Genomic DNA, 17,656 nt, shown 5'->3' on the forward strand with positions numbered 1-17,656 from the left:
CGTCAATGAACGCCAAATCTGTGTGTTCCTCGGGCCATCGGGTTGCGGCAAAAGCACCACGCTGAAAATGATCAACCGCCTGATCAAGCCGACCTCGGGCAAGATCCTGATCAACGGCGAAGACACCACCGACCTCGACGAGGTGACCCTGCGCCGCAACATCGGCTACGTGATCCAGCAGATCGGCCTGTTCCCGAACATGACCATCGAAGAGAACATCGTCGTGGTGCCGAAACTGCTCGGCTGGGACAAACAGAAATGCCACGACCGTGCCCGCGAACTGATGAGCATGATCAAACTGGAACCCAAACAGTATCTGCATCGCTATCCGCGTGAACTGTCCGGCGGCCAGCAGCAGCGCATCGGCGTGATCCGCGCACTGGCGGCCGACGCACCGCTGTTGCTGATGGACGAGCCGTTCGGTGCGGTCGACCCGATCAACCGCGAGATGATCCAGAACGAGTTCTTCGAGATGCAGCGCGCGCTGAACAAGACCGTGATCATGGTCAGCCACGACATCGACGAGGCGATCAAACTCGGGGACAAGATCGCGATTTTCCGCGCCGGCAAACTGCTGCAGATCGACCATCCGGATACCTTGCTCGCGCATCCGGCAGACGACTTTGTCAGCAACTTCGTTGGCCAGGACAGCACTCTCAAACGTCTGCTGCTGGTGAAGGCCGAAGATGCCGCGGACAACGCGCCATCGGTCAGCCCGGAAACCCCGGTGGCCGATGCGCTGGAACTGATGGACGAACATGACCGCCGCTACGTGGTGGTCACCTGTGCCGAGAACAAGGCGCTGGGTTACGTGCGTCGTCGCGACCTGCACCGCCAGACCGGCACCTGCGCGCAGTATCTGCGCGAGTTCAACGCTACCGCGGCGTACGACGAACACCTGCGCATCCTGCTGTCGCGCATGTACGAGTTCAACCGTTCGTGGCTGCCGGTGATGGATGCCGAGCGGGTGTTCCTTGGCGAGGTGACGCAGGAGTCGATTGCGGCGTACCTGAGTTCGGGTCGTTCGCGCGGGATGAAGACCAATATCGTCTCGCCGGCTGAGGCTGCAATCGCGTAAAAACTCCAAACTTGTGGGAGCGGGCTTGCTCGCGAATGCGTAATGGCAGTCGGCGGTGATGTCGGCTGTGAAAATGTCTTCGCGAGCAAGCCCGCTCCCACAGGATTTGTGCAATTTCCTGATGATTCGCAGGGCGGAAAAGAATCTCAACAGCTGCGTTCACTGAACCTGTGCAAACAGCCGCTCCCAAATGGCCAAAATCCCCCTCACCCCCGCCTCTCGCCGCCAACGTCGCCGATGTTGCGCCTATCGTACTTACCCGTGAGTTAGCCGACAAAAGCGGCGAACGTGCAGGTATTTTTAACACATGAAAATTCTCGGGGAACATCTGTCCGTCATCTCGGTCGGCTACAAAGAGTGATATCCGCGACGCACGTCAGAAGCGTGCAAAAACGCGACATTTTTAGTTGATCTCACGCCCCTCACGCCCTAAAGTTCGCGCCGAACGTCCATGCTGGAAACGATCCATCCGGCTCAAGTACTGACGACGAGACAGCAAGGCCAAGGGCAATTACGCCCGTGGCCTTTTTGCTTTCGGCGACATGCCTTGGGAAGTAGGCGAACCAAAGTGGGGATACGGAGGGCGTTCATTTGCACCCATTGATTAACTTAGTTTGCCAGTAGGAGTTCCCAGCATGTCGATCCAGGTCGAAGACTATTTCGCGCGCGAAACCTTTCAGAAAATGAAGGCGTTCGCCGACAAACAGGAAACCCCGTTCGTGGTGATCGACACCGCGATGATCAGCCAGGCCTACGATGACCTGCGCGCCGGTTTCGAATTCGCCAAGGTCTACTACGCGGTCAAGGCCAACCCGGCCGTCGAGATCATTGACCTGCTCAAAGAGAAAGGCTCGAGCTTCGACATCGCCTCCATCTATGAGCTGGACAAAGTGCTGAGCCGTGGCGTCAGCCCGGACCAGATCAGCTACGGCAACACCATCAAGAAATCCAAGGACATCCGCTACTTCTACGAGAAGGGCGTGCGTCTGTTCGCCACCGACTCCGAAGCCGACCTGCGCAACATCGCCAAGGCCGCACCGGGTGCCAAAGTCTATGTGCGCATCCTCACCGAAGGCTCGACCACCGCTGACTGGCCACTGTCGCGCAAGTTCGGCTGCCAGACCGACATGGCCATGGACCTGCTGATCCTCGCCCGTGACCTGGGCCTGGTGCCGTACGGCATCTCGTTCCACGTCGGTTCGCAGCAGCGTGATATCAGCGTCTGGGACGCGGCGATCGCCAAGGTCAAAGTGATCTTCGAACGCCTGAAAGAAGAAGACGGCATTCACCTGAAGCTGATCAACATGGGTGGCGGCTTCCCGGCCAACTACATCACCCGCACCAACAGCCTGGAAACGTACGCTGAGGAAATCATCCGCTTCCTGAAAGAAGACTTCGGTGATGACCTGCCGGAAATCATTCTGGAGCCGGGCCGTTCGTTGATTGCCAACGCCGGTATCCTGGTCAGCGAAGTGGTCCTGGTTGCACGTAAATCCCGCACCGCCGTCGAGCGCTGGGTGTATACCGATGTGGGCAAGTTCTCGGGCCTGATCGAAACCATGGACGAAGCGATCAAGTTCCCGATCTGGACCGAGAAGAAAGGTGAAATGGAAGAAGTGGTGATCGCCGGCCCAACCTGCGACAGCGCCGACATCATGTACGAGAACTACAAGTACGGTCTGCCGCTGAACCTGGCCATCGGTGATCGCCTGTACTGGCTGTCGACCGGTGCATACACCACCAGTTACAGCGCCGTCGAATTCAATGGCTTCCCGCCGCTGAAATCGTTCTACGTGTAACCCTGGCAGATTGAAAATAGGCCCATGTTTCCATGGGCCTTTTTTATTGCGTCACTTTTATTTGCGCAGCCATGCCTGAAAATGATCGAGCATCGCCATACACTCACTGGCCCCCTCTGTAACGGGGGCCAACTTGAAGTTCAGGTCGCCCAGTGTGCGGGCACTTTTGGCTTGCAACAGCTCATTGCTTGCGCCGTTCACGCGCTGATGCAGCTCCTCGATAAATAGCCCCATCTGCGAGTTCACAGAAACAAACTCATTAAACAATGCTGCGATGTCAGCCTTGTACTCGCCAGCCCTGACCGCAGGTTCCTGCGAAGAATAATGGATATCCCAGGCCGGGACGGTCGCGGCGGCGGCAAACAATTCCTGGGCGACCGCAGGCGTGGTGTGGCAGTTGCACGAACGGTGATCCATGGCATTGGCAAATACTGCCTTGAGTCCGAACGACTCGTTATGCACTTCCACGACCGTGTATTTCAGTTGGCGTATTTCCGTACTCAAAAAATAGTACCGGAGCGCCAACTCGTGTAACAGGTCAGGAATATCAGTTGGAGGGAACAACATCCAGGTCGATGATCGGGACAGACTGAACCGTCTGAAATCCACCTGACTGAGGGGTTCGCTTCTTGAAGTCTGCCGGGTTATCTCCAGAGATTCACGGCTGAAGGTCTCAAGATTCTCAACATGGCTTGCGCACAACAGCCTCAGCGCCTCAGCACGTACCCCGAGCTCTTGCAGGTAACGCTCATTGAAAGGGGCGTTTTCCAGGCGTGAGTCTCTGGCCAGAACGGCCAATTGATGACCCTGGCTGCGACGGCGCTCGAACACCAACGGGATATTGCGGAAGGTCACGGGCAAAGAACCCAGCAAGCGCGTGTAACGATCCAGCACGCGCCGTTGTGCGACGGTAAATTCATACGCAAGTGCATTCATGCAATATCGGGAAGGATGGGGACAAACCCATCCCTCCACTGCCCTGTTATTGATTGATGGACTTCAAATGCTTGATGACTTCGGCGATATGGATAATCGCCGTGTCCGCGCGCTGTTCGACGGGCAATGAAGTGTCTTGCCGCAAGTTGCGGGAGAAGCCAGCAAAGTCCTCAAGCAAAATGGACAATTCACTGAGGTACTTCCAACGGGAATTGTCCAGTCGGTCCAGTGTCTCGACCAGCTCGATCCGCCCATCAATCCGGACGATATCCCTGGCGTACTTTTGCGACTGCGCACGCAGATCGCCGGCTTTCTCATTCAGACGCTGATACCCGGCCAGCATATTGAGGAAGTTGATACCCTCGCCGATACCGGAGATTATTTTTTTCAGCGTATCTATCGCGAGCAAAGCGATCTGCACCTGCGGTGGCGCCAAGCCCAACGCCTTCAGATTCTCCAGTGACAACTGAGCTTCCTCACCGATTTTTTCGACCCCGGCTTTGGCAATCAGATCGATTGCTTCGGAAACAGACTTCATCTCGGCGCCCAGTTCGACAAGTTTTACATCGGACTGTGCCTTGAGGTCTGCAGTGTGCGCACGATCCTGTTTCAGGGTAACGATCCGTTCGGCCGAGGCAACCCGGTCATAGGCGGTGCTGATCCCCTTGTGGATACCGCCCAGATCTTCAGCCTGGTCGGAAATCCTGCGGGATACGCTCTTCAGTTCCTTGTGCATATCTTCGCGAATTTCATCTGCCTCTTCGGCGTCGCGAGAAGCCGACAGTTCAGCCTGGTAGCCACGCAGCTTCTTCCCGGCACGCTCCAGAAAATTGCCGCTCGCCTGCGCCTGATTGCGCAGATTGAACGTGCCTGTATTAATGGCGAGCGCAAGATTGTTCATTGCGCCAACAGTGCCGGGCATATAGTCAAACTGCTCGTAGAGCATCTGCGCCGAAGTATTCAATTGCTGAACCGAGGCGTTATGACTGCGCAGGTTCGCCATATTGAAAGCCGGGGCCAGTAAACTGTTTGTCTGTAAATTCACCATTGCCCTGCTCTTCATACCCTGACGGTTGTTTTCATACTCCCTGTCCGCTGCGGCAAATACTGCCAGCAGTTGATCGGCGCCGACTTTTATCTGCTCCCAAGGCTCAATGATGCCGAGGATCTGATTTTTGAAGCGCCGCAGTGAAGTGGCGTCCATGATGCCGTCGACTTCACTCACCGAAGCGGCGACATAATCACTGAGCGCGCTCCATACCAACATGAGGTTCTGCGTAGCAATCTCGGCTTCGATGGCCACATAACTCAGATTCTGCAAGTCATTGCGCACCTTGTTCAGCGAACTCAGCGTTTGGTTTTTACTCGCCATGCGCTGATTGTCTGCCTGCTGCAGTTGCTTCAAGCGGTTACGCTCGCTGCGGATTCTTTCGGCTTTCACCCCCTGATAGATCCCCAGGATCAATCCGCCAATGTTCAGGGTTGCCGCTGACTTGATCGCCTCCTGGACCAGTTGATCGTATTGTTTATTCAGCTCATCAATCTCTTTCGAGCGCTGGTCGATTTCAGCTTGCAGCGCCTGGATATCAGCTTGATAGGTATTCCTGGAGACGAATTCCAGACGCAGTTTTATTTCCGGCAGCACGTTGGCGCGCATATCAGTACCAAAACTGTCCAGTTGCGCTCGTACCCGCTCGGCTTTCTTGTGACATTGCTCGACCCTCGTCAGCAGGTCATTGAGGTAGGCCTTGATTTCCGGAATATCCTGGTCAGGCAGGGTCAGATCGGGAAGGCCCGGGATCTGCAGTTTCAGCTTCAGATATTGCTCTGGCGTGTTGATATTGTGTTCTTCCAGGTACTTCGAAGCTTTCAGATCCTCATACACTTCTACAATGGCGTTGCCGGTCCGGATGATGCTGCCGGCAAAGATTTTCAGATCAGTACCGGTCAACATGACTTGCTCACGTAACGGCGACCAGCGCTTGGCATGCTCGTAGGTCATCGTAAAGGTGCGCAGGAAATCCCTGGCCTTCAACCCGACACCCCCTTCATCCCCCGCACCGTAATTCAAGTAAGCAATGACATCTTGCAATCGAACCGGCAGGGACAACCCCAATGTTTCATACTTGCGCAGACTGATGATCTGCTCTTTGGTCAGCTGGATGCCGGTTTCCCGGTTGTATTCCTCTCCTTCACCCAACGACGCACTCACAAAGATCAGCGGTGCCTTGGCGGCGGCCTCAATCACCTTGTCACTTAATTTCGCTTCCATTAGAGACTCCTTGTCTTCTTCGGATCTTGCTATTGATTATTTATCTGCGGCACCGACTTGATCATCCTGAAGTCCGAGCCCCTCAGTGCCGCGAACTAACCTATAGCGACAAATCCAGCACACACAAGCCATTAAATATTAAAAGAAAATACACCCTCTGCAAAAACCCCCATACAGCAAACCAAACTAAAGCCAGCGAAAATCTTATTCAGGACATTCCAAAAAACATCAAATAATAAACAACAACAAGTCACACTCAATACATTTACCCAAGAACAAAACCGGCTTTAACCTGAGGACTCAAATCACACTTCAAAGGAATTGAAAGTGCAATCGAGCCAAAACCCTCTCGTCACCAAAGACGATATTCGAAAAATAAAAAACTACATTTCCGCCGCCAAGGCGTTACCGCGCGACATCGAAGATGTAGAAAAACAATTAAAAACCAAACACACCGGCATCGTCGGCCTGGAGCTATTCGACATTGTCGAGCTCAATCACTCGATCATTAACAATGCCCAGTCATGGACAGACATCGAATATTCGATGAAGCGCGTGGCCGGCAGCCTGGCAACCTTCTCGGAAGATCTGGAAGGTTTCGGCCAGGACATTATCCAAGCGATCGTGACCATGCCGGGCTACATCAACTACCTCGGCACCCTGGACACGCTGAGCGAGGAAGAAATAAACAGTCTCCCGCCACTGGAAATCGGCAAGAACGACAAACAGCGATTCGGGTCGATCCAGGAATCACTGGCGTTCATTGCGCGTTCGATCGAAGAGAAAAAACTCAGTAGCCGCGACGTCAACGAACGCCTGAAATACTTCAAGTCCGAGCTCAACGACAAGGTCGCCATCAAAATTGGCGAAAAACTCAAACTGGCCGCCGATGCGCAAATCAACCGACAGCTGACTGCGCTGAATGCCGCCATTGACCTCGCCCAGCAACGCATAGATGAAAAGACCAGGGAAACCAACCCCGATTTTTTCGACCATATCTTCGGTTTTATTGTGGCGTACACCGGTGGGGGACCTGCCTGGTATCGGCATGTCGAACTTGAGCAGGCAATACACTTGCGGCCGTTAATCGAGCAACGCGACGCGCTGGCCGAACAGGTAAAGCACAAGAACATTCTTGCCGGCACGCTCATGGAGTTCCAATCCGGCTTGAGCAGTATGTCGATCTATGTCGAAGGCGCGATCCTGAGCACTTCGCATCTCGAAACACTGTGGATCTCCATTACCGACTACATCAACGCCTCGCAAAACAAAGTGATGGGCATGCATGAATTCCTGACCCTCAGAAGCTTTGTCTCGAGTTTCAGAGTTGTACTTAAGAACTGGAAAACAGTTCAAAACAACTCGAACCAGCTTATTAGCGCATTCGACTGACCCCACCGATTCAATCAAGAGGTTTTCCCATGACAAACACTTCCTACGCACTCCCCGACCTTGGCCGTATTCGAGAAAGCCGCGAGGCGATTCGTTACCAGGCGATCATCGGCTCCGCCAATCTGTACATCAAAGCCTTGACTGATGAACTGCTCAGTTTGAATGCTGCCGTCAGCGAACTGGACCTGGTAGCTGCCAACACCATCACCTCGGCCATCACCGCACTGGACACAGACGACCTGAGTGAAAACCTGCAGGCTCTGGCCAGCTTCGGCGGGGATAAATCGAACCCTCAGGCTGAGAATGCACGCAAGATCTACTCGAAAACCGTCAGCCAACTGATCAGTCTGTGCACCGATCAAATGAGCAAACTGCACGCGTCACTGCAAGACAGTGTATTCGCGGTGCAGAACATCGCCATCAGCAACAACCGCTTCAGGCTCGAAGAACTGGCCAGCGCCAAAGTCGATCTGGACAGGGAGTTCGACGCCGAGAAAATCCCCCTGGCTGAATTGAAAGGCGATGAGGCGATTCTGAATCTGGCAATTGCCGAGTTTGAAAAGCTGACATTCATCGACCGAATCAAGCCTCTGCTCGAACAACTGAAGGCGCTGATCGGCAATAAGCCTAAAACCCCCGAAGCCGCGGCCATGGAGGCGGGTCTGATTGTCGCCAACAAGCTTCTCGACGAAGCCAACGAGTTGATCAAACACAAGGATCTGCTCAGGGCGCGGCAGATCCTGCAGACGCGCCTCGATCAGCGCGCGGCGCGTGTGGCGTCGCTGGCCACACAACTACGGGACAACGATGACAAGACCCGACAACTGAACGACACCCAGAAGGTCCTTCCCCACCGGCAAACCTACGTCAGTGAAACCGGCAAGTTGAGCGACGCGTTGTCAGCGTTTCTCGGTGCGGTCACTGCGGCGCCCGCCGACGATATCCTGCTGCGTGGCGAGCGCCTGCTCGAACACAGCCAGGCCCTGCGCAATCATCTGAATCCGCTTAAGGGGCGCTGGTTGCGGGGCTGAATGAGGGTGCCTGCCTTTCAGGCGCGATGAAGGGCAGGCGCTTCGCCAGTGAGGACCATCAGACGCTGACGATAGGCCTCGGCCATCGCGCGTATCTGCGGATGCGGCGAATCCGCCAGCGACTCGCTGGCGACTTGCAAGAACTTCACATTGCCAATGACCAGCGCTCGATCAAGCCATTGCACTGCCTCTTCGAGGCGCCCGGCTTCGGCCAGAATCGCGGCGTGACTGAACTGCCCGCGAAAATCCCCGCCCTCGGCTGAGCGTCGATACCAGTCGTGCGCCGCTGTCAGGTCCGTCGGGCACACCCGCCCCTGTTCCAGATAACGTCCCAGCAGGTTCATCGACTTCGCATGGCCGGCTTCAGCGGCACGTCGATACAGTTCCAACGCACCCGCCTGATCCTCAGGCACTCCGCGCCCGGTGGCGAGCAGATTGGCCAGGTTGTACATCCCCCAGTCCAGGCCCGCATCGGCGGCCATTCGATAATGCCGCGCGGCTACCGCCGCATCGGCGACACAGCCCCAGCCGTGCTCATGGCAGCGGCCAAGCATGTTGCGCGACATCCGGTGCCCTTGCCCGGCGGCAATGCCGAACCAGCGCAGCGCCAGCGGCTGATCCTGAGCAATGCCACGGCCATCGAGCAGGATCTGCCCGAGCAGCGCCTGCGCGTCGACAATGCCCTGGCCGGCCGCCAGCAGAATCGCCTGCGCGGCACGCGCCGGACTTTCTTCGAGCATGGCGCTGAGCTGCGCACCGTCGAGCACTTCCTCGCGCCGCAGTTGAAAACTCATACCTCGACCCAACGCCGCAGCAGGTTGTGATAGGTGCCGGTGAGGCGGATCAGCGACGGGTGATCGGGCATGTCCTGGGTGAGCTGCTGGATCGCCCCGTCCATCTCGAACAGCAAGGCGCGCTGGCTGTCTTCGCGCACCAGACTTTGGGTCCAGAAGAACGATGCGTAACGCGCGCCGCGAGTGACGGCGTTGACCTTGTGCAGGCTGCTGCCCGGATACAAAACCATGTCACCGGCAGGCAGTTTCACCCGTTGCGTGCCGAAGGTGTCCTGGATTTCCAGCTCGCCGCCGTCGTAATCTTCGGGTTCGCTGAAAAACAGCGTGGCCGACAGATCGGTGCGCACCCGCTCGATGCTGCCTTTGGGCTGGCGCACGGCGTTGTCGATGTGAAAATCGAAACTGCCGCCCGCCGTGTAGCAGTTGAGTAACGGCGGGAATACTTTGTGCGGCAGTGCGGCGGACATGAACAGCGGATTTTTCCACAGCCGTTCGAGCATCGCCGCGCCGATCTCCTTGGCCAGTGGATGACCTTCCGGCAACTGCAGATTGTGCTTGGCCTTGGCCGACTGGAAGCCGGCGGTGATCTTGCCATCGGCCCAATCCGCCTGCTGCAAAGCCTCGCGGATGCGCTGCACCTCGTCTTTGGCGAACAGGCCGGGGATGTGCAGCAGCATGGCGATCGTACCTGATGGTAAAGGGGTGCCAATGGTATTGATTCTTATTGGCCGTGTAAAACCCGCACGACGGATGAATCGGCAAAAACCGTAAGGTTAAATTGTAAAGAATGTAAATTCGTCGCGAATAACAATGTTTCGCAATTGATACGAATACCTGTTTACCCTATATTCCGCCGCCTCAAATCCTTGGGGAGGGGAATAAAAATGTCACGTCAACACGCACAATTGCCGGTCAGTTCACCACGTTTGCTCGCTTCGGCCATTGGTGTCGCCATCACCGCCGGTTCCGCTGGGCACATGGTCTTCGCCGCAGAAAAGACCGACAGCAAAGCCTCCGGCAATGCCATCGCCCTGGACGCTACCGCCATCACTGGCGAAGCTCAGGACCCGACGTCCTACCAGGTCGAAAAAGCCTCCTCACCCAAGTACACCGCGCCGCTGGTCGACACCCCACGCTCGGTCACCGTCATCCCGCAACAAGTGCTGAAAGACACCGGCGCCCTGAACATGCAGGACGCGCTGCGCACCGTGCCGGGCATCACCTTTGGTGCCGGTGAAGGTGGCAACCCGCAGGGCGACCGTCCGTTCATCCGCGGCTTCGACGCTCAGGGCGACACTTACCTGGACGGCGTGCGCGACACCGGTTCACAGAGCCGCGAAATCTTCGCCGTGGAAAACATCGAAGTCAGCAAGGGCCCGAACTCGGCCATCGGCGGTCGCGGCGCGGCTGGCGGCAGCATCAACCTGGTGAGCAAGAAAGCGCACCTGGGCAATTCGTTCGATGGTGGCTTCACCTGGGGCTCCGACCAGACTCAGCGCTACACCCTGGACGGCAACTACCAGTTCAGCGACACCGCTGCCGGCCGTCTCAACCTGATGAGCCACGAGAGCAACGTCGCCGGGCGTGACAGCGTCGATTACGACCGCTGGGGCATCGCGCCGTCCCTGGCGTTCGGCCTGGGCACCGACACCCGCGTCAACCTCGATTACTACCATCTGGAAAGCAACGACACCCCGGACTCGGGCATCCCGTACACCATTCCGGCCGGCGGTTCGGCGGCACGCACCAAATCCAACCCGGACAAACCGTACGCCGGTGGCGATCACAGCAACTTCTACGGGCTGGACGGTCGCGACTTCCGCAAGGGCCGCACCGACACCGCGACCTTCGCCATCGAGCATGACCTGAGCGATTCGCTGACCATCAAGAACACCCTGCGCCACGGCACCAGCATGCAGGATTACATCCTGACCCAGCCGGACGACAGCAAGGGCAACGTCAACAATGGCAGCGTCTGGCGCCGTGCCAACACGCGGGTCAGCAACACCGAGACCACCACCAACCAGACCGACCTGTTCGGCAATTTCTACGTCGCCGGCTTCAAGAACAGCTTCTCCACCGGTGTCGAATACACCTACGAAGAAGCCCAGAAGTCCTCGTACAACGTCAACACCGACACCACACCGCGCAGCCCGGGCAACGCCAGCACCAACTGCACCCCGTCGATGATCGGCGCGTCGAGCGGTTACAACTGCACCTCGCTGTCGAACCCGAACCCGAACGATCCGTGGAACGGCGCGATCTCGCGCAACTACGCCGGCACCGATACCAAGGCCAATACTTACGCGCTGTACGCGTTCGACACTCTGGAGTTGTCCGAGCAGTGGCTGGTGAACATGGGCCTGCGTTACGACCACTTCTACACCGACTACAAAACCTACACCAACGCCGGCACCACCACCTCCAAGGGTGATGACACCAGCGAGTTCATCACCGGTCAGTTCGGCGTGGTCTACAAGCCGGCGCCAAACGGCAGCATCTACGCCTCTTACGCGACCTCCGCGACGCCACCGGGCAACACCCTCGGTGAAGGCCAGGAAGGCAACCCGCTGGGCGGCACTCCGGATCGCAACGGCAACCTGCTCAAGAGCGACATGGAGCCGGAAACCACCAAGAACTACGAAATCGGCACCAAGTGGGATCTGCTGAACGATCGCCTGTCGCTGACCGCTGACGTGTTCCGCACCGAGAAAGAAAACGCTCGCGTACAAGTCGACACCACCTCCTACGAGAACGCCGGCAAGACCCGCGTGCAAGGTTTCGAGCTGTCGGCCAGCGGCAAGATCACCGACAAGTGGCAAGTGTTCGCCGGTTACGCGTTCATGGACAGCGAACAAGTCGACGGCGGCCCGATGGGCAAGGCCAACGACGGCAACGAACTGCCGAACACGCCGAAAAACAGCGCCAGCCTGTGGACCACTTATCAGGTCACGCCGAAGCTGACCCTCGGTGGCGGCGCGTTCTACGTCGACGACGTGTACGGCAGCGTGGCCAACACCACGATGGTCGACTCCTATGTACGTTACGACGCGATGGCCGCCTACAAGCTGAGCAAGAACGTCGACCTGCAACTCAACGTGCAAAACCTGACCAACGAAACCTACTACGACAAGGCCTTCTCGACCCACTTCGCTAACCAGGCGGCGGGCCGTACGGCGCTGTTGAGCACTAACTTCCACTTCTAAGAAACCTGTAGGAGCTGCGGCACGCTGCGATCTTTTGATCTTGATTGTTAAAAAACCAACATCAAAAGATCGCAGCGTGCCGCAGCTCCTACAAAAAGCGAGCCCCGTTCATTCCATTGAACGGGGCTTTTGTGCGTAATCAAAGAAGCTCTCGACAACCCACGGCATAATGCGCGCCGTGATGACAATTTTTCGAACGGACAAGGCGAGCGACGTGTTGAAGAAAACCCTGTTCCAGTTGCACTGGTTTTTCGGCATCACTGCCGGGCTGGTGCTGGCCCTGATGGGCATTACCGGTGCCGCCTATTCGTTCCAGGACGAAATCCTGCGAGCGCTGAACCCATCGGTGTTGCAGGTGGAAAAGCAGGTCGCCGGTGTCCTGCCGCCAGTCGAACTGGTGGAGCACATTGAAGCGAACTCCGGCAAGAAAGTCGGGATGCTCTGGGTCGAAACCGACAGCGGTAACGCCGCGCGCGTCTACTTCACCCCGCCCAAAGGCGAACGTCGTGGCGAGATGCGCTACTTCGATCCCTACACCGGCGAGTTCATGGGCGACGCGGTGGGCCAAGACTTCTTCGGCCTGATGCTGCAGCTGCACCGCTTCCTCGCCATGGGCGATACCGGGCGCAACATCACCGGCGCCTGCACCCTGATCCTGTTGTTCTTCTGCCTCTCCGGGCTGTACCTGCGCTGGCCGCGCCAGTGGAACAGCTGGCGCGTGTGGCTGACCCTCGACTGGAAGAAAAAAGGCCGCAGCTTCAATTGGGATCTGCACTCGGTGGCCGGCACCTGGTGTCTGCTGGTGTATCTGCTGCTGGCGTTGACCGGGTTGTCGTGGTCCTACGAGTGGTACAACAAAGGCCTGACCAAATTGCTCTCCGATGCGCCGCAAAACGAGCGCGTGCGCGGTGGCCGCGGCCCGGCGCCGGAAGGTCCGGCACCGACCGCCGACTACGCGGCGATGTGGAGCAGCATCTACAGCGCTGCGGGCCCGGGCCTGTCGGCCTACAACATCCGCATGCCGCCAGTGGCCGGACAACCGGCGACCGTGTTCTATCTGCTCGACAGCTCGCCGCATGATCGCGCACTCAACCAGATCACCCTCGACCCGGCCACCGGCATCGTCAAACGCGTCGACCGCTACGCCGACAAGAGCTTCAAGGCGCAGCTGTTGACCAGCATTTACGCGTTGCACGTCGGCAGCTATTTCGGTCTGGTCGGACGGATCATCGTCACCCTCGCCGCCGTATGCATGCCGCTGTTTTTCATCACCGGTTGGCTGCTGTATCTGGATCGCCGACGCAAGAAAAAGCAGATTCAGGACGCCCGCAAAGGCCTCGAACAACCGGCCGGTGATGCACCGGCATGGCTGGTCGGTTTCGCCAGCCAGAGCGGTTTTGCCGAGCAACTGGCGTGGCAGACCGCCGGGCAATTGCAAGCCGCCGGGTTGCCGGTGAAGGTGCAGCCGCTGGCGGACGTCAGCGCAGAAGATCTGCGCGAGTCGAACCACGCGCTGTTCGTGGTCAGCACCTTCGGCGACGGCGAAGCACCGGACAGCGCGCGTGGTTTCGAGCGCAAAGTGCTGCGCAACGCCGCCAGCTTCGACGGCCTGAACTACGCGGTGCTGGGACTCGGCGACCGCCAGTATGCGCACTTCTGCGGCTTCGCCCGACGCCTGCATCAATGGCTTGGCGAACACGGCGGCAAGACCCTGTTCGCTCCGGTCGAAGTCGACAACGGCGATCCATACGCCCTGCGTCACTGGCAGACTCAGCTCGGTCTGCTCACCGGACAAGCGCCGGTCGACACCTGGCAAGCACCAAGCTACGACAACTGGACACTGCTGCGCCGCGACCTGATGAACCCTGACAGCAGCGGCGCGCCGGTGTACCTGTTGGGCCTGAAGGCGCCGAGCACCAGCAGCTGGCTGGCCGGCGATCTGGTGGAAGTGCTGCCGCGCAACTGTGCGTGGGCGATCGAGCACTTCCTCGACGGCCTCGGCATTCGTGGCGAAACCACGGTGAAGATCAACGGCCTCGAAGAACCGCTGGAAATCGCCCTCGCCAGCCGCCAGTTGCCGGAACATCGCGCGCACCTGGTCGGCCTGCATGCGCAAGCGCTGGTGGATGCGATGGTGCCGTTGGCAATGCGCGAATACTCGATCGCCTCGATTGCCGCCGACGGCGTGCTGGAACTGATCGTGCGTCAGGAACAACACAGCGACGGCAGCCTCGGCATCGGCTCCGGCTGGCTGACCGAGCATGCGCCAGTGGGTGGCAGCATCAGCCTGCGCGTACGGCGCAACAGCGGGTTCCATTTGCCGAATGAACCGCTGCCAATGATCCTGATCGGCAATGGCACTGGCTTGGCCGGGTTGCGCAGCCTGCTCAAGGCGCGCATCGCCGACGGTCAGCAACGCCACTGGCTGCTGTTTGGCGAGCGCAATCGCCAGCACGATTTCCTCTGCCGGGCGGAGCTGGAAGAATGGCTGATCAATGGCGATCTGGCGCGACTGGATCTGGCGTTTTCGCGGGATCAGGCGCAGAAGATTTACGTCCAGGATCGCCTGCGCGAATCCGCTGACGAACTGAAGAAATGGCTGGCTGACGGTGCGGTGATCTACATCTGCGGCAGCCTGCAGGGCATGGCCGCCGGCGTCGATCAGGCACTCAACGACATCCTCGGTACCACCGAAGTCGAACGTCTGATCGAACAGGGCCGCTATCGCCGCGACGTGTACTGACTCAGCCAAAGAGCCCCTCACCCTAACCCTCTCCCGGAGGGAGAGGGGACTGATTGGGGGATGCCGGATAAATACGCCGACCTGAAGGTGATGTACCGAATCCGTAATCGACTCGGTCTTTCAGGTCGATGTACAACTCGATAAAACTCCGTAGGCTCCCTCTCCCCGAAAAAGAGGGGGGCTGATTGGGGATGCCGAATTACGCCGCTATGAAGGTGATTCACCGAATCCGTAATCGACTCGGTCTTTCAGGTCGATGTACAACTCGATACAACTCCGTAGGCTCCCTCTCCCTCCGGGAGAGGGCTGGGGTGAGGGTCCTCGTCTACAGTGAGATTTCCAGCCACTTCACAAGGATCGTGAAGCATGCAAAATCGCCTCACTCTCGCTCAGTTCGCCCGCCAGTTACGCAGCAGCCAAACCGATTGCGAACAATTACTCTGGCAAAAACTTCGTTCACGCCAAGTCGCCAATCTGAAATTCCGCAGGCAGTTTCCATGTCCGCCCTATGTCCTGGATTTTTACTGCGTAGAGCTGAAACTGGCGATTGAGCTGGATGGGGGTCAACACTATGAAATAGCGGGCTTGATCCACGATCAACGTCGGACGCTTTTCCTGGAACGTCTGGGCATTGAAGTTGTGCGATTCAGTAATCTCGAAGTAATGCAGCAGATGGATGATGTACTGGAGCAAATCACAAGAATTGCCGCGAATCGAAAAACACCCTCACCCTCCGAGCGGTCCGACATTTCGGGAGGGCCGGGGTGAGGGTTGTTTTTGATCTTCAAACTGGCTGCAATTTCTGCTCGAAGACCGCCACCCCATTCAAATCGCGCAACACCACACTCATCTCCCCGCTCTGCCCTTCAATATTCACCTCGCCAAAGAACTGAAACCCGGCAAACGGTGAAGCGTTCTGCGTGGGTGGGGCCTTCTGGAATACCACTTCCGGGCCGAAGGTCTTGTCCAGCGGATTAGGGCCGAAACTCCCGGCATTCATCGGCCCGGCGACAAACTCCCAAAACGGTTCGAAATCCTGAAACGCCGCGCGATCAGGGTGGTAGTGATGCGCTGCGCAGTAATGCACATCGGCGGTCAGGAACACGAAATTGCGTACCTGTTGCGCGCGCAGGAAACCCAGCAACTCAGCGACTTCCAGCTCACGTCCTTGCGCCGGGCCGGGATCGCCGTTGGCCACCGCCTCCCAGCGCGCCACGCCCGGGCTGACTTCACCGTCAGGCACGCCGAGGCCGATCGGCATGTCGGCGGCGATCACCTTCCACTGCGCCTTGGAGTGCTTCAGCCCACGCTTGAGCCAGTCCAGTTGTTCGCGCCCGAGGAACGGCTTGGCCGCGCCGAGGTTGTCGTCGTTGGCGCCGCGATAACTGCGCATGTCGAGCACGAACACATCAAGCATCGGCCCGTAACTGAGCTTGCGATAAATCCGCCCGCCGCCGTCGGCTGCCTGCAAACGCATCGGCGAATATTCCAGCCAGGCCTTGCGCGCACGGCCGACCAGGGTGTGGATATCTTTCTCTTGATAACGCTCGTCGAGCTGCTTGCCCGGCGACCAGTTGTTGACCACTTCATGGTCGTCCCACTGCCAGATCTGCGGCACCTCGGCGTTGAAGCGACGGATGTTTTCGTCCATCAGGTTGTAGCGGTAGTTGCCGCGATAATCGTCGAGGGTCTGCGCGACTTTGCTCTTGGCTTCGGTGGTGAGGTTGCGCCAGATCCGCCCACCCTCGGTGGTCAGTTGCGCCGGCACCGGGCCGTCGGCGTAGATGGTGTCGCCGCTGTGGATAAAGAAGTCCGGCAGGCGCAGACACATGGATTCGTAAATGCGCATGCCGCCAATGTCCGGGTTGATGCCGAAGCCCTGGCCGACGGTATCGCCGCTCCAGACGAAGCGGATGTTGCGTCGCGCCGTCGGTGCGCTGCGCAAATGGCCGAGCCACGGCTCGCTGGCGACGCCGGTTTGCGCATCCTTGAAATACACCCGATAGAAAATCGCCTGATCGGCGGGCAACCCGGTGAGTTCGACGCGGGCGGTGAAGTCGGTGCGCGCATCGGCCAGTGGCGAAACTACACGGCGCGGATGACGAAACTGGCTGCGCGTGTCCCACTCGACCACCATCCGTGCCGGACGGTCGCTGCGGCTCCAGATCATCGCGCGATCGCCCAGCAGGTCGCCGGACTGCACGCCGTCGGTGAGTTGCGGCCGATCCTTGACCGACGCGATCACCGCCGGCGCCAGCCCCGGCATCAGCAGCCCGGCACCGACCACTTGCATGACCCGTCGGCGCCCGATGTTGAAATCGCTCATGCTGTTCTCCCTGGAAAAAGGAAAACTTAAGCACGGCTATATGAACTCGCCATGACACCACATCCCCCCTGTGGGAGCG

General features: G+C 58.2%; 12 protein-coding genes. 7 read left to right on the forward strand and 5 right to left on the reverse strand.

The features are described 5' to 3' along the window. Both ACIOUG_RS21440 and ACIOUG_RS21445 read left to right on the forward strand, forming a co-directional pair. Positions 1–1,078 (forward strand): betaine/proline/choline family ABC transporter ATP-binding protein (locus ACIOUG_RS21440; protein ID WP_401068481.1); only part of this gene is annotated, 1,078 nt, incomplete at its 5' end. Between the two features lie 635 nt (positions 1,079–1,713). Then, positions 1,714–2,877, forward strand: coding sequence for a type III PLP-dependent enzyme (locus tag ACIOUG_RS21445; protein WP_027610803.1), 1,164 nt, complete (start codon positions 1,714–1,716; stop codon positions 2,875–2,877). Positions 2,878–2,934: 57 nt separating this feature from the next. Here ACIOUG_RS21445 and ACIOUG_RS21450 read toward each other — a convergent pair whose 3' ends face one another. Both ACIOUG_RS21450 and ACIOUG_RS21455 read right to left on the reverse strand, forming a co-directional pair. After that, positions 2,935–3,813, reverse strand: a complete 879-nt coding sequence (locus tag ACIOUG_RS21450; RefSeq protein ID WP_401068483.1) for a hypothetical protein — start codon at positions 3,811–3,813, stop codon at positions 2,935–2,937. Positions 3,814–3,859: 46 nt separating this feature from the next. Further along, the gene (locus ACIOUG_RS21455; RefSeq protein WP_401068485.1) at positions 3,860–6,085 is read right to left on the reverse strand and encodes an alpha-xenorhabdolysin family binary toxin subunit A; all 2,226 of its coding nucleotides are present in this window, start codon (positions 6,083–6,085) and stop codon (positions 3,860–3,862) included. A gap of 327 nt (positions 6,086–6,412) precedes the next feature. On the opposite strand from ACIOUG_RS21455, the gene ACIOUG_RS21460 reads away from it, so the two are divergent. Continuing rightward, the gene (locus tag ACIOUG_RS21460) at positions 6,413–7,477 is read left to right on the forward strand and encodes an alpha-xenorhabdolysin family binary toxin subunit A (protein WP_401068487.1); all 1,065 of its coding nucleotides are present in this window, start codon (positions 6,413–6,415) and stop codon (positions 7,475–7,477) included. Positions 7,478–7,506: 29 nt separating this feature from the next. Then, a complete protein-coding gene (locus ACIOUG_RS21465) occupies positions 7,507–8,508 on the forward strand; it encodes an alpha-xenorhabdolysin family binary toxin subunit B (RefSeq protein ID WP_401068489.1) in 1,002 nt (333 codons plus the stop codon). Positions 8,509–8,525: 17 nt separating this feature from the next. Here ACIOUG_RS21465 and ACIOUG_RS21470 read toward each other — a convergent pair whose 3' ends face one another. After that, entirely contained in the window at positions 8,526–9,302 is a 777-nt protein-coding gene (locus tag ACIOUG_RS21470) for a tetratricopeptide repeat protein (RefSeq protein WP_401068491.1), read from the reverse strand. Then, positions 9,299–9,979 (reverse strand): Fe2+-dependent dioxygenase, encoded by a 681-nt coding sequence (locus ACIOUG_RS21475; RefSeq protein ID WP_401068492.1) that lies wholly within the window; start codon positions 9,977–9,979, stop codon positions 9,299–9,301. Before ACIOUG_RS21475 ends, ACIOUG_RS21470 begins: the two co-directional genes overlap by 4 nt. Before the next feature lie 207 nt (positions 9,980–10,186). Between ACIOUG_RS21475 and ACIOUG_RS21480 the strand changes: the two genes are divergently transcribed. The 3 genes from ACIOUG_RS21480 (at position 10,187) to ACIOUG_RS21490 (ending at position 16,019) form a co-directional block, all read left to right on the forward strand. Further along, positions 10,187–12,508, forward strand: coding sequence for a TonB-dependent receptor (locus ACIOUG_RS21480; protein WP_401068494.1), 2,322 nt, complete (start codon positions 10,187–10,189; stop codon positions 12,506–12,508). Between the two features lie 214 nt (positions 12,509–12,722). Next, entirely contained in the window at positions 12,723–15,251 is a 2,529-nt protein-coding gene (locus tag ACIOUG_RS21485) for a PepSY domain-containing protein (RefSeq protein ID WP_401068515.1), read from the forward strand. A 366-nt stretch (positions 15,252–15,617) separates the two neighbouring features. Beyond that, a complete protein-coding gene (locus ACIOUG_RS21490; protein ID WP_401068496.1) occupies positions 15,618–16,019 on the forward strand; it encodes an endonuclease domain-containing protein in 402 nt (133 codons plus the stop codon). A 16-nt stretch (positions 16,020–16,035) separates the two neighbouring features. Here the strand turns inward: ACIOUG_RS21490 and ACIOUG_RS21495 are convergent, their stop codons facing one another. Then, the gene (locus tag ACIOUG_RS21495; protein WP_401068498.1) at positions 16,036–17,577 is read right to left on the reverse strand and encodes an alkaline phosphatase D family protein; all 1,542 of its coding nucleotides are present in this window, start codon (positions 17,575–17,577) and stop codon (positions 16,036–16,038) included. Positions 17,578–17,656: the final 79 nt, after the last annotated feature.

The organism is Pseudomonas sp. NPDC087803 (genome assembly GCF_044742995.1).
Classification (GTDB): domain Bacteria; phylum Pseudomonadota; class Gammaproteobacteria; order Pseudomonadales; family Pseudomonadaceae; genus Aquipseudomonas.